General features: G+C 68.4%; 17 protein-coding genes and 2 tRNA genes. 14 read left to right on the forward strand and 5 right to left on the reverse strand.

All coding sequences use genetic code 11. From position 1 onward, the window contains the following. Nucleotides 1–4 precede the first annotated feature (4 nt). Nucleotides 5–583, forward strand: a complete 579-nt coding sequence (locus tag ACXJJV_RS06695; protein ID WP_456467409.1) for an NTP transferase domain-containing protein — start codon at nt 5–7, stop codon at nt 581–583. After that, complete coding sequence (locus ACXJJV_RS06700) at nt 570–827, forward strand: PRC-barrel domain-containing protein (RefSeq protein ID WP_456467410.1); 258 nt, start codon at nt 570–572, stop codon at nt 825–827. Before ACXJJV_RS06695 ends, ACXJJV_RS06700 begins: the two co-directional genes overlap by 14 nt. On the opposite strand, the gene ACXJJV_RS06705 is transcribed toward ACXJJV_RS06700, so the two are convergent. The 4 genes from ACXJJV_RS06705 to carB form a co-directional block, all read right to left on the reverse strand. Next, nucleotides 824–1,087, reverse strand: a complete 264-nt coding sequence (locus ACXJJV_RS06705) for a DUF2098 domain-containing protein (protein WP_456467411.1) — start codon at nt 1,085–1,087, stop codon at nt 824–826. The genes ACXJJV_RS06700 and ACXJJV_RS06705 overlap by 4 nt on opposite strands. A gap of 47 nt (nt 1,088–1,134) precedes the next feature. Further along, a tRNA-Ser gene (locus ACXJJV_RS06710) sits at nt 1,135–1,225 on the reverse strand. A gap of 39 nt (nt 1,226–1,264) precedes the next feature. Next, nucleotides 1,265–2,140, reverse strand: coding sequence for a ribose-phosphate diphosphokinase (locus ACXJJV_RS06715; RefSeq protein WP_456467412.1), 876 nt, complete (start codon nt 2,138–2,140; stop codon nt 1,265–1,267). Beyond that, the gene (gene carB / locus ACXJJV_RS06720; protein ID WP_456467413.1) at nt 2,137–3,786 is read right to left on the reverse strand and encodes a carbamoyl-phosphate synthase large subunit; all 1,650 of its coding nucleotides are present in this window, start codon (nt 3,784–3,786) and stop codon (nt 2,137–2,139) included. The genes ACXJJV_RS06715 and carB overlap by 4 nt, the downstream gene beginning before the upstream one ends. Before the next feature lie 65 nt (nt 3,787–3,851). On the opposite strand from carB, the gene rpiA reads away from it, so the two are divergent. The 9 genes from rpiA to ACXJJV_RS06765 all read left to right on the forward strand — a co-directional run bounded on the left by rpiA (nt 3,852) and on the right by ACXJJV_RS06765 (nt 8,877). Further along, on the forward strand, nt 3,852–4,496 hold the full coding sequence (rpiA, locus tag ACXJJV_RS06725; RefSeq protein ID WP_456467414.1) for a ribose 5-phosphate isomerase A: 645 nt from the start codon (nt 3,852–3,854) through the stop codon (nt 4,494–4,496). Between the two features lie 15 nt (nt 4,497–4,511). Then, nucleotides 4,512–5,192: a triose-phosphate isomerase gene (tpiA, locus tag ACXJJV_RS06730; protein ID WP_456467415.1), complete on the forward strand. Its 681-nt coding sequence runs from the start codon at nt 4,512–4,514 to the stop codon at nt 5,190–5,192. Nucleotides 5,193–5,212: 20 nt separating this feature from the next. Further along, nucleotides 5,213–5,755 carry an SIS domain-containing protein gene (locus tag ACXJJV_RS06735; protein WP_456467416.1) on the forward strand — a complete coding sequence of 181 codons (543 nt, stop codon included), beginning with the start codon at nt 5,213–5,215 and terminating at the stop codon, nt 5,753–5,755. Nucleotides 5,756–5,767: 12 nt separating this feature from the next. Continuing rightward, nucleotides 5,768–6,985: a phosphoglycerate kinase gene (locus ACXJJV_RS06740; RefSeq protein WP_456467417.1), complete on the forward strand. Its 1,218-nt coding sequence runs from the start codon at nt 5,768–5,770 to the stop codon at nt 6,983–6,985. Between the two features lie 5 nt (nt 6,986–6,990). Then, nucleotides 6,991–7,413: a hypothetical protein gene (locus tag ACXJJV_RS06745; protein WP_456467418.1), complete on the forward strand. Its 423-nt coding sequence runs from the start codon at nt 6,991–6,993 to the stop codon at nt 7,411–7,413. After that, the gene (locus ACXJJV_RS06750) at nt 7,406–7,714 is read left to right on the forward strand and encodes a 50S ribosomal protein L21e (RefSeq protein ID WP_456467419.1); all 309 of its coding nucleotides are present in this window, start codon (nt 7,406–7,408) and stop codon (nt 7,712–7,714) included. The genes ACXJJV_RS06745 and ACXJJV_RS06750 overlap by 8 nt, the downstream gene beginning before the upstream one ends. 13 nt (nt 7,715–7,727) lie before the next feature. Continuing rightward, nucleotides 7,728–8,135, forward strand: a complete 408-nt coding sequence (locus ACXJJV_RS06755; protein ID WP_456467420.1) for an Rpb4 family DNA-directed RNA polymerase subunit — start codon at nt 7,728–7,730, stop codon at nt 8,133–8,135. A gap of 7 nt (nt 8,136–8,142) precedes the next feature. Further along, nucleotides 8,143–8,754 (forward strand): DUF655 domain-containing protein, encoded by a 612-nt coding sequence (locus ACXJJV_RS06760; RefSeq protein WP_456467421.1) that lies wholly within the window; start codon nt 8,143–8,145, stop codon nt 8,752–8,754. Between the two features lie 45 nt (nt 8,755–8,799). Further along, a tRNA-Arg gene (locus ACXJJV_RS06765) sits at nt 8,800–8,877 on the forward strand. 42 nt (nt 8,878–8,919) lie between these two features. On the opposite strand, the gene ACXJJV_RS06770 is transcribed toward ACXJJV_RS06765, so the two are convergent. Continuing rightward, nucleotides 8,920–9,336 carry a DUF371 domain-containing protein gene (locus ACXJJV_RS06770; protein WP_456467422.1) on the reverse strand — a complete coding sequence of 139 codons (417 nt, stop codon included), beginning with the start codon at nt 9,334–9,336 and terminating at the stop codon, nt 8,920–8,922. Between the two features lie 29 nt (nt 9,337–9,365). On the opposite strand from ACXJJV_RS06770, the gene ACXJJV_RS06775 reads away from it, so the two are divergent. From ACXJJV_RS06775 to ACXJJV_RS06785, 3 genes are all read left to right on the forward strand, one after another. After that, the gene (locus ACXJJV_RS06775) at nt 9,366–10,082 is read left to right on the forward strand and encodes an HVO_0476 family zinc finger protein (protein WP_456467423.1); all 717 of its coding nucleotides are present in this window, start codon (nt 9,366–9,368) and stop codon (nt 10,080–10,082) included. 67 nt (nt 10,083–10,149) lie between these two features. Beyond that, nucleotides 10,150–11,262 carry an ABC transporter permease gene (locus ACXJJV_RS06780; protein WP_456467424.1) on the forward strand — a complete coding sequence of 371 codons (1,113 nt, stop codon included), beginning with the start codon at nt 10,150–10,152 and terminating at the stop codon, nt 11,260–11,262. Between the two features lie 10 nt (nt 11,263–11,272). Further along, nucleotides 11,273–11,968, forward strand: coding sequence for an ABC transporter ATP-binding protein (locus ACXJJV_RS06785; RefSeq protein WP_456467425.1), 696 nt, complete (start codon nt 11,273–11,275; stop codon nt 11,966–11,968). Nucleotides 11,969–12,123 lie beyond the last annotated feature (155 nt).

Genomic DNA, 12,123 nt, shown 5'->3' on the forward strand with positions numbered 1-12,123 from the left:
TCGAATGGGCGGAGTTGAAAAGCCGGCGGTGCGGTTGGGTGGAGAGCCGCTGCTGGCCCGCGTCCTCCGGGCTCTCGACGGGTGTCGGCTCGTGTCCGAGGTGTACGTGGTCACCACGCCCGGGCACCGGGTCACGAGGAGGATCGCGGAGGAGCTGGGGGTCGGGGTCGTGCTCACCCCCGGTCGCGGGTACGTGCGCGACCTGCGCGAGGCGCTCGATCGGACCGGGACGCCCGCGCTGACGGTCGGGTCGGACCTGCCCGCCCTGACGCCCGGGCTCGTCGAGCGGATCGTGCGGCTGTGGGCGTCGCTCCCGCGCCCGTCCATGTCCGTTTGGGTCCCGGTGCGGCGGGTCGTGCGGCTGGGGCTCAGCCTTTGGGGCCGGTTCCCGGACCGGGTGGGAGGGGTGCCGGCCGTCCCGGCCGGGATCAACGTGGTGGGTGGCGTCCGGGAGACCCCGGAGGATCGCGTGCTGATCGACGATCCCAGGCTCGCGTGCAACGTTAACACCGTTCACGACCTAAACCGCGTGCGGGGGTTCCTCGGCCTTGACGAACAGGAAGCGGGAGATGAGGGTTTCTGAGCTCATCCGGAAGCACGTGATCACGAACAAGGGGAACGATCTGGGGGTGGTGACGGAAGTGGAGCTGGCGTGGAAGGACAAGTGCATTCGGGCGCTGCTGGTCGAGCCTTCGAAGGAGTACCTGAAAAAGAGGTCCGGCAGGCGTGGGTTCGTGGAGGTGCCGTGGAGCTCCGTGCTGGCCGTGGGCAAGTACATCCTGGCGGACGAGGAGAAGATCAGGTTCCGGCAGGAGCGGGGCGGTTAACCGCCCTCGCAGACGTGGTCGCCCGTCGCCTCGCTGAACGCCTCCTCGAGTTCTTTGATCTTCTTCAGAACGTCCTGCACGTCCTCCCGGCGCTCCTTACGCTTCACCCGCTCCGCGCGCTCCAGCTGGTCCTCCCGGTAGTACAGTCCCGTGGAGTCGAGCTTGTACCAGCGCCGTCCGCCCTCCTCCTTCACGTCGACGATCTTGCCCACGGTGCCCGTCCGGACGTAGCGGGCGTAGTCACCCACCTTGAGGGCCATCGGGGACACCCCCATCCAAACGTTATGTCTGTCATAACGATCCCGGGTGGCGCCGGGGCCGGGATTTGAACCCGGGCGGCCCATACGGGCCACGGGATTAGCAGTCCCGCGCCTTGGACCGGGCTCGGCCGCCCCGGCGTCCTCCGTCCCCGGGTGCCCCACGGAGGCTTTAAAGGTTTACCCCGTCAGGCGGCGGAGCGCCTCCGCGACCGGGCCCGCGGCGCTGACCCGCTCGTACGGCGTGGGGACCGTGTCCGTGGCGATGATGTCCCGGAAGCCGGCCGCCAGCAGCCGGGACGCCGCGTTCCGGGTGAGCAGCGCGTGCGTGCAGGCGGCGTAGAGCTCTCCGGCCCCCTGCTCCCGCAGCGCCCTGGCGGCCTCGATCATGGTTCCGCCCGTGTCGATCATGTCGTCCACGAGCACCACCGTCCGCCCCTCCACGTCCAGCTCCTTGGGGTGAATGCGCACCTCCTCGCCGCTGATCCGCTCCTTCTCCAGGTGATCGTGCTCCGCGTCGCAGACGGAGGCGACGCGCTCCGCCAGCTCCCGGGCGCCCTCGTCCGGGGCGATGACCGCGAGCTCCTCGCCTTCGAACCGCTCCCGCAGGTGCCTCCCGATCTCCTCGGCCGCGGTCACGTTCTCGGCGGGCACGTCGAAGAACTCGAGCGTGCGGGGCTCGTGCAGGTCCACGGTCACGAACGCGTCGGCGTTGGCGGAGATCGCGCGGGCCACGGCGCGGAAGGACACGGGCTCGCCCGGCTCGAAGCGCCGGTCCTGTCGGGAGTAGGCCACGTAGGGGATCACGGCGATGACGCGGTCGGCCCCGTTCTCGCGGGCGGCGTCGAGCGCGATGAGGCCCTTGACCAGGTTCTCGTCCTGGGGCGGTACCATCGAGTGGACCAGGATCGCCGTCCCCTCCAGCTCCGGCGGCACCCGGACGATCTGCTCCCCGTCCGGGAACCGGTCCTCCTCCACCGGGGCGAGCTCCGCGTCCAGCGCGTCGGCCAGCCGGCGGGCGAGCCGGTTCCCCTCGGCCGTGGAGAGGACGATCAATCGGAGGCCCCCCGGAGCTCCTCCGGGCTGACGCGCTTCGGGGTCCAGGTCCCGTCGTGCAGGTCGTGCAGGCAGTTCACGGCGACGCCCTTCTCCTTGACCATCTCGATCGCCTCGGCGGCGGCCCTGGCGGCGGCGACGGTGGTGATGTACGGGACCTTAAACTTGACCGCGGCGCGCCGGATCGCGTAGCCATCGCGGCGCGCGTCCTTGCCCCGGGTGGGCGTGTTGATCACGAGGTCGACCTCACCCTCGCGGATCAGGTCGACGACGTTCGGGTGCCCCTCAGAGACCTTCTTCACGACCCCGCACTCGATCCCGTGGTTCCGCAGGAACCTGGCCGTCCCGCGGGTGGCGAGCAGGTCGAACCCGAGCTCCTTGAGCTTCCGGGCCACGGGCACGATCTCCGGCTTGTCCCGATCGGCGACGGAGAGTACGACCGTTCCCTCCAGCGGTAGCTCGTGGCCGGCGGCCAGCTGGGCCTTCCAGTAGGCCGCGCCGAAGGTGCGGTCGATGCCCATCACCTCGCCCGTCGACTTCATCTCCGGGCCGAGAACCGGGTCCACGCCCGGCCACTTCTCGAAGGAGAAGACGGCCTCCTTCACGGCGACGACGTCGAGGTCGAAGGTCCGGGCGTCGCCCGGGTACTTCAGCCCCATCTCCTCCACGATGTCCGGGATCTCACGGCCGAGGATCGCCTTCGTGGCGATCTTGGCCAGGGGCGCCCCGGTGGCCTTGCTGATGAACGGGACCGTGCGGCTCGCCCTCGGGTTCGCCTCGATCACGTAGACGGTGTCGTCCTCCGGGTCGTACACGAACTGGATGTTGATCAGGCCGACCACGCTGGCGGCCTCGGCGATGTCGCGCGCGTACTCGAGGATCGTCTCCTGCGCGTGCTCGGGCAGCGTCTGCGGGGGCACCACGCAGGCCGAGTCGCCCGAGTGCACGCCCGCCTCCTCAATGTGCTCCATGATCTGCGGGACGAGGAGGTGCCCGGCCTCGTCGCGCGCCCCGTCGATCTCGCACTCGATCCCACCCTCGATGAACTTGTCGATCAGGATCGGGTGCTCGGGCGAGACGCGCGCGGCCTCCTCGATGTACCGGCGCAGCTCCTCCTCGTCGTACACGATCTCCATGGCCCGGCCGCCGATCACGTAGGACGGGCGTACGAGGACCGGGTACCCGATCTGCTCCGCGATCTCGACCGCCTCGTCCGGCTCCCGGGCCGTCCCGCTCTCGGGCTGTGGGATACCCAGGCGCTTAAGCAGCTTGGAGAACTTGTCCCGGTCCTCCAGCTTGTCCACGTCCTTCGGGTCGGTGCCGAGGATCGGGACGCCGCGCTCCGCCAGCGGCACGGTGAGGTTGACGGCCGTCTGCCCGCCGAACTGGGTGAGCACGCCCAGGGGGCGCTCCTTCTCGACGACGTTGAGCACGTCCTCGAGGGTGAGGGGCTCGAAGTAGAGCTTGTCCGACGTGTCGTAGTCCGTGGAGACGGTTTCCGGGTTGTTGTTGACGATGATGGCCCGGTAGCCCTCCTCCTGGATGGCCCAGACCGCGTGCACGGTGCAGTAGTCGAACTCGATCCCCTGACCGATGCGGTTGGGGCCCGCGCCGATGACCACGATTTTATCCCGGGGTTCGCCCATCCGGCCGCACCCGCGTGCCGAGCGCGCCCTCGAGCGCTTAGAATGATTTCGGGAGGGGTGCGAGGTTGGAGGAGGCGAAGCGGGACGCGGCGCGGAGGGCGGTGGAGGCGCTGGAGTCCGAGGGCGTTGACCTGGTGGCGGTGGGCGCGGGGACGACGGTGGAGGCGTTCCTCCGGGAGCTGGCGGAGCGTCGGCCGGGGGTCCGGGTGTTCACGACGATCCCTGGGACGCTGTCCGTCTGCCGGGAGCTGGGGCTGGAGGTCGTGGCGACGCCGCCGGAAGAGATCCCGGTGGCCGTGGACGGGGCGGACGCGGTGGATGAGGACCGGAACCTGATCAAGGGCGGGGGAGCCTGCCACGCGCTGGAGAAGGCGCTCGACTACGCGGCGGAGGAGTTCTGGGTGATCGTGGACGAGTCGAAGCTGGTGGAGGACCTGTGGGAGGTGCCGGTGCCGGTGGAGGTGCTGCGGGGCTGCTACGAGCTGACCCTGCGGGAGCTGCGGAGGTTCGGTCGGGTGCGGCCGCGGCGCTGCGAGGGTAAGTACGGACCGGTCGCGTCGGATCACGGCAACCCGATCGTGGACCTGGAGGTGGAGGGGGAGTGGGATCCCGGGGAGCTGGAGCGGGAGCTCGCGTCCGTTCCGGGCGTCGTGGAGTCCGGAGTCTTCCCGGGGGACAAGGTAGATAGGCTGATCGTCGGGCGGGCGTGAGGGGGTCGATTCCCCTTGCGAATTCCCCCCATCGTGGTCAATTTCAAGACGTACTCGGAGGCGGTGGGCGACCGCGCCGTCCGACTCGCCAAGGTCGCGGTGGAGGTGGCGGAGGAGACCGGGGTGGAGATCGGCGTCTGCCCGGCGCACACGGACCTGTACCGGGTGGCGCGGGCGGTGGATGGGGACGGCGTGCTCGTGCTGGCGCAGGCCGTGGACGCGGCCGAGCCCGGGAGCCGGACGGGTCACGTGACCCCCGAGATGGTGGTCGAGGCCGGGGCGGACGGGACGCTGCTGAATCACTCGGAGCGTCGGATGCGGCTGGACGACCTGAAAGACGTATGCCGGGCGTGCATGAACGAGGGACTGTTGACCATCGTCTGCGCGAGCGACGCGATGGCGGCCCGGGCCGCGGGCGCGCTGCAGCCGCACGCGGTGGCGGTGGAGCCCCCGGAGCTCATCGGGACGGGCACGCCGGTGTCCAAGGCGGACCCGGAGGTGGTGGAACGGAGCGTGGAGGCGGTGCGGGAGGTGTCCGAGGACACCGCGGTCCTGTGCGGGGCGGGGATCACCGACGGCTCGGACGTGCGCGCGGCGGTCGAGCTGGGTAGCGATGGCGTTTTGGTGGCCTCGGGCGTCGTGCTGGCCGAGGACCCCAAGGAGGCGCTCCTGGACCTGGTCTCCGGCCTGGAGTGACGACGACCGGGGCGGGGACCTTGAAACGGCTGGTTGAGATCATGAGGAACGAGGCCCGGGTGATCGAGCACGCGTGCGAGAACCTCCCGGAGGAGGACGTGCGGCGGGCGCTGGACCTGCTGGCGGAGAAAATCAGGGAGGATCGGGGCATCTTCATCGTGGGGATGGGGAGGACGGGGCTCATCGGCGAGTGCTTCGCGGTCCGGCTGGTGCAGATGGGGGCCCGGTGCTACGTCGTCGGGCACAGCACGGAGCGGGCGATCAAGTCGGGCGACCTACTGGTGGCGCTCAGCGTCTCCGGCGACACGGAGTTCGTGAACTACGCCGCGGACGTGGCCCGGAGGGAGGGCGCGGACGTGCTGGCCGTCACGATGAACGCCGAGTCCAAGATCGCCGAGCGCGCGGACGTGCTGGTCGTGCTGCCGGAGCCCGAGGAGATCATCCTGCGAACGTTTTCCGAGCTGCTCATGTTGTCGTTCTTGGACGGTCTTGCCGCCCAGTTGGCGGAGGAGCTGGGTGTTGATGAGTCCGACATGTGGGAGCGCCACGCCAAGATCCAGTAGGGGGAGAACCGGGTGTACGAGGACCTGCGCACGATGGACGACTTCGAGTTCGAAGAGCGCTGGGTCCTCCTCCGCGTGGACATCAACTCCACGATCGTGGACGGCAGGATCGAGGACGATGAGCGCATCCGACGCCATCTGATCACCATCCGGGAGCTCGTCGAGGAGGGCGCCCGGGTCGCCATCCTCGCCCACCAGGGTCGCCCGGGCGAGGACGATTTCACCACGCTGGAGCCGCACGCCAAGATCATGGAGCGGGAGCTGGACGAGTTCGAGTACGTGCCGGACGTGTTCGGACCCACGGCCAAGGAGAAGATCCGATCCCTCGACCCGGGCCAGGTTCTGCTGCTCGAGAACGTCCGGTTCTACTCGGAGGAGCGCATGAACCGGGACCCGGAGTGGCACGCCCGGCGGCACCTGGTCCGGAACCTCGCCCCGCTGTTCGACGTGTTCGTGAACGACGCGTTCGCCGCCGCCCACCGCTCCAACGCGTCCCTCGTCGGCTTCACCCGCCGCCTCCCCTCCTGCGTGGGCCGGGTCATGGAGCGGGAGATCGAGGTGCTGGAGACCATGGTCAAAAACGAGATGGAGGATGGCGTCCTCGTCATCGGTGGGTCCAAGGTCGGCGACGCGATCAAGGTCGTGCGCCGGGCCCTCCAGATGGACAACGTGCTCCGGGTCCTCCTAGGCGGCCTCGTCGGCAACCTCTTCCTCTGGGCCTCCGGCGTGGACATCGGCAAGCCCTCCCGCCGGATCCTGAAGGAGAAGGGGTACACCCGATACCTGGACGAGGCCCGGGAGCTCCTCGACGAGGATGACGGCAAGATCCTACTCCCGCGGGACGTGGCCCTGAACGCCGGGGGCGAGCGTCGGGAGGTACCCGTCGAGGAGCTGCCGGCGGACGAGCCCATCCACGACATCGGGTCCGAGACCATCGACCTGTACCGGGAGGAAATCCGGCGGGCCGGCATGATCATCGCGAACGGTCCGATGGGCGTCTACGAGGAGCGCGGCTTCGAGCGGGGCACGTACGAGGTACTCGAGACCATCGCCTCCGCGGACGGGTTCTCCGTCATCGGCGGCGGGCACATCATCGCCGCCGCCAAGGCGTGCGGGGCGTACGACGGCATCGACCACGTGAGCACCGGAGGCGGCGCCATGCTCCGACTCCTCGCGGGCGAGCGGCTCCCCGCCCTGGACGCGGTGGCGACGTGCCCCTTCACGGGGTGAGCCCCGTGGTCCGCGTTATCTACCACCGCCCCTTCAGCCACTTCCGCGTGAACCACGCGGCGCTCATCGCCGGGAACCTGGGCGCCGAGCTGCTCGTCTACTCGGATCCCACCTCCAAGTCGGCCCTGGACGGGATCCAGCAGGTCATCGAGCACCCGGAGGAGCGGGCCGGCGTCCCCGTGATGGTCACCGACTCCCTAGAGGACGCGCTCCGGTTCGCGGAGGGACGACTCGCCCTGATCGACCCCGAGGAGCGCGGCGGGCTGAACAAATTAAACCCGTCCGACACGCTACTGATCGTGCCCGTAGAGCGCCGGGACGAGCTGGACGTGGAACCGGACCTCACCGTCGGTGTGAACGCCGAGGTGGGCGAGCTGGCCGCCCTCGCGATCGTCCTGCACGAGCTGGGGGTGAGCCCGGATGGTTAGGAAGTCCAAGGGCTTCCGAAGCCGGACGCGGAAGAAGCTGCGGAAGAAGCCCCGGGAGCGCGGCCTCTCCCCGCTGAGCCCGCTGATGTACGAGTACGAGAAGGGTGACAAGGTGCACATCGTCATCGACCCCAGCGTCCACAGCGGCATGCCGCACCCCCGCTTCCACGGGCGTACGGGCGAGGTGATCGGCCGCCAGGGCCGAGCGTACATCGTCAAGGTGCGGGACGGCGGGAAGGAGAAGAAGCTGATCGTGGGCCCGGAGCACCTACGACCGCAGGAGCAGCCGGAAATGAAGTAGGGGCGCCTCCCCCTTGCCCCCCATCTCACTCCGCGTGCGCGGTCGACGCCCCATCAGCGTCCACGAGGCGCGCAGGACGGTCGATCGGGTCCTGGAGGAGCGGGAGCCAGAGCTCACCTACGACCAGCGGGAGGCGGTCAAGTACCTGAAAAAGTTCGGTCGGCTGGACGAGGAGACGCTGGAGCGGGCGAAGGAGCGGCTCCGCACCGTGGCCCGGGACCTCACCGCCAACGAGCGGACCATCGAGGTCCTCGTCCACCGAATCCTGGACGTGCTGCCGAGCAGCGAGGAGGAGGTCAAGACGGTGCTCGAGTCCGCCGGTAAAAGGTTACTAAGAAGGGCCGACGAGTCCGTGATCGAGGAGATCCTTGAGGTCACCGAGGAGATCCGGGACAAGCTGGAAGAAGGATCGGAGGAGTGACCCGGCGATGGTGGAGCTGCTGTACAAGAAACCCCCTAAGGGGCGACCGTACGAGGAGTACGCGATCGTCCTGGACTTCCTCCCCTACCGCCCCGACGCCCCCCCGCACGAGCGCAAGCCGATGGCCCAGGCGGTTGGGAAGGACTTCTTCATCCTCCTGGAACTCACGCCCAAGGATGACGTCTACCTGGACCTGCACGAGGAGGTGTACGTGGGCCGGGGCAAGCGGGACAAGATCCACCACGTGGACCGCCGGCTCCACTACGACGACCTCACGCAGACGGCCAAGGAGGAGCTCCCCTACGCGATCGAGAAGATCATCGAGGAGAACGAGGAGGACTTCGTCCGGTTCTTCAACGAGGCTCGCCCGATCACCCCTAGGCTGCACCAGCTGGAGCTGCTCCCCGGCATCGGAAAGAAGACGCTCGAGCGCATCCTGGAGGAGCGGGAGAAGGAACCGTTTGAGAGCCTGGACGAGATCCGGGAGCGGGTTAAGGGCCTGCGCCGTCACCCGAAGGACATGATCAAGGAGCGCGTGCTGGCGGAGCTGAAGGGCGAGACTAGGGACAAGTACCGTGTGTTCGTGCCGGAGGGACGGCGCGGTCGCCGCGGCCGCTAGCCCGCAATCTTATTAAGCGCCCCGCGGTGCCGGGCGCACGGGGAAGGGCCCGCAGCTCAGCCTGGACAGAGCGCGGGACTTCTAATCCCGTGGTCCCGGGTTCAAATCCCGGCGGGTCCGCCACCGCCAATTGTTACGAGAATCTTAACGATTGGGGGCGCCGGGTCACCCCAGAACCCGCAACCGCACCTCCAGCACCGCGTCCGGGTCCCGAAGCCGCCGGATCAGGCGCCGATCCAGGTCGCGCGCCGCCTTATCGCACCGTACGAGCACGGTGCGCTCATCCACGTAATCGCTCCGCCGGAACACCATGCTAACCTCGTCGGAGAGTTTAAGGCGAGGGTCCCCGCGGCCCACGACCCGATCCCGAAGGTCCCCGGACCTCAGCTCCACCTCAACCCGAGCCCCGGAGCGCAGCGCCCGTTTGAACCCCTCCGGCAGGTCGGCGCAGGCCCGATCCGCCCTCACCCCGATTATGCAGTCGGCCGTGGGGCCGATCTCCGGCTCCCGGGTGATCTCGAACGTGCTCCCGTGCCGGCCCGTTACGTTCTCATGACCACGGGCCCGGATCCGCACCTCCACCCCGAACCGCCCCCGGAGGGGGTGGGAACGTGATCACGATCGACACGAAGACCACGGTGAAGGACCTCTCCGACGACGAGCTGAAGGGGCGCGTCATCTACGCGCCGTGCTCCGGATGCTCCCCGGACGAGGAGGTACCTCAGGAGGTCGTGCGGGCCACGGTGCACGAGAAGGGGCCCGACGAGCGGGGCGTGCCGAGGCTGGTCGCCAACGTGCTGGCCCGGTGCGAGAGCTGCGGGACCGTGAACCCGGCCCGGCTGGTCTTCTACCGGCCCAAAAAGGTGAAGGTGACGATCAGCCGGTACGAGGAGTCCGAGTGCAAGGAGGTGGAGCTGGACCCGTGGGAGGAGCTGGAGGTCGGGGACGAGCTGGAGGTGGAGGGCGAGCGCGTCGAGGTCACGAACATCGCCACCTACGACGAGGACAGCGTGAAGAGGGCCCTCGTGCGGGATATCCAGTCCGTATGGGCCGTCTCGCTGGACATCCCGGCCCGCATCGGCGTCTCGATCAACCTGCCCTCCGGGTACACGATCTCGGAGAAGGTCGAGGTGGACCGCGATGAGGAGTTCACCGTCGGGGAGGTCTACGAGCTGGACGGGATGCTGTTCCGCGTGCACGCGATCAAGCCGGACGGGCGACCCACGGTCCGCCGGGAGGGTGAGTCGGTCAGGGCTGAGGAGATTAAAAGGATTTATGGAAAGCCCGTGCGTCGGGGCACGCCAAAGAAATCCCTGGAATCAATTTAAGGAATCTACCGGGAGCACCCGGGGTTGCGGGGGGACACTTGAGCGGTTGCGGGAGTGATGAACGGTGATGATAACGATGAAGATGGCGGTTAGAAACATCGCCCGCAGAAAGGTGAGATCGCTGATCACGATCCTGGGCGTGGCGATCGGGATCTCGGCCGTGGTGGGCGTGTCCTCGGTGGCCAAGGGGCTACAGCACGACATCCGGGTGGCGATCGGCGGCTCCGCCTCGCTCATCGTCAAGTCCAAGACCGCCCCGGACCCGCTTTCCAGCGCGCTGGATCAGTCCGTGGAGGAGAAGGTCCGCCGCGTTCCGGGCGTGCAGCGCACGGTGGCCGTCTGGTTCAACAACCGGATGGTCACGATCGGGAACCGCCGGACCCCGATCATGATCGCGGCGGTCGAGGGCGGCCAGTACGACTTCGTCGTCGGGTCCAAGGTGCAGCCGATCCGGGGCCGGCTCCCGCGCGACGGAGAGGCCGCGCTGGGCAGCCTCGTCTGGAACCAGATGCGCCCCCGGGTCGGGGACCCGGTGGACCTGAGCGGGGTGCGGCTCCGCCTCGCCGGTGAGTTCCGCACCTCCTCCCAGCTGGCCAACATGTGCATGATCACGACGTTGAACAGCGTGAAGCCGCTGCGGGGGAACGGGATCAGCTGCGTGTTCGTGCAGACGCGGGACCCGAGGCGGGTGAAGCGGGAGATCGAGCGGCGGGTGCCGGGGGTGGAGGTGATCGAGACCAGCAAGGCCGTGCACAACATGGTCAACAGCTTGAGGACCGTGGAGGTGGCGGGTCTGGTGCTCAGCTGCATCGCGGGACTCGTCGGCGGTCTCGGCGTCGCCAACACCATGCTCATGTCCGTCCTCGAGCGGCGCCGGGAGATCGGCGTCATGAAGGCCGTGGGCGCCACCAAGGCCCGCGTGATGAAGGTGTTCCTGATGGAATCGCTGCTGATCTCGCTGGCGGGCGGCGCGTTGGGCTGCCTGATCGGTACCGCCGGAACGTACGCGCTGGTCCAGGTGATTCAAAAGTTCAAGGGCAAGCCGATCACCGTGTGCGTGACGCCGGACGTCATACTGGAGGGGTTCCTGGTGGCCGCCGGCATCGGCGTGCTCTCCGGCCTGTACCCGGCGTGGAAGGCGGCCAAGGTCGACCCGGTGAAGGCCCTCCGGCACGAGTAGGGGGTTCACGATGACCGACCCGGTCATCGAGCTGGAGAACGTGAGGAAGGTCTACGACTCGGGTTCAACCCGGGTGGAGGCGCTCAAGGGCGTGAACCTGAGGGTCCGGCGCGGAGAGTTCCTGATGGTCGTGGGACCCTCCGGGTCCGGGAAGTCCACCCTGCTCCACATCATGGGGGCGCTGGACACGCCCACCTCCGGTCGGGTGAGGATCGCGGGCCGGGAGATCTCAAGGCTCAGCGACCGGGAGCTGGCCCGCATCCGCAGCCGGTACGTGGGCTTCGTCTTTCAGGAGTTCAACCTCATCGAGACGCTGACCGCGCTGGAGAACGTGATGTTCCCGATGACGCTGGCGGGCCGCGAGGACGAGGAGCTGGCCAAGCGCCTGCTACTCAAGGTAGGGCTCTCGGAGGAGCACTTCGACAAATTCCCGAACCAGCTGAGCGGTGGGGAGCGGCAGCGCGTGGCCATCGCCAGGGCGCTGGCCAACGATCCCGAAGTGATCCTGGCGGACGAGCCCACCGGTCAGCTGGACACCAGGAACTCGCGTCGGATCATAAAGGTGTTCAGGAGGCTAAGCGACGAGGGGAAGACGGTCGTCGTGGTCACCCACGACCTCTCCCTAATCAAGTGGGCCGACCGCGTGATCGTGCTCCGGGACGGCCAGATCGTGGAGGAGGGGAGCCCGGAGGAGGTCTCCCCGTGAGCCCGGCGGGTGAACGTTATGATAATCATAACGATTTGGGATGGTGCCCCGGCCGGGATTTGAACCCGGGTCGCGGGATGTCTCCGGCCCGGACGGGCCTCGAAAGTCCCGCATGATATCGGCGGGCCCGCGGTCACCCGCGGGCCCTTGACCGG

It is taken from the genome of Methanopyrus sp. (genome assembly GCF_053997775.1).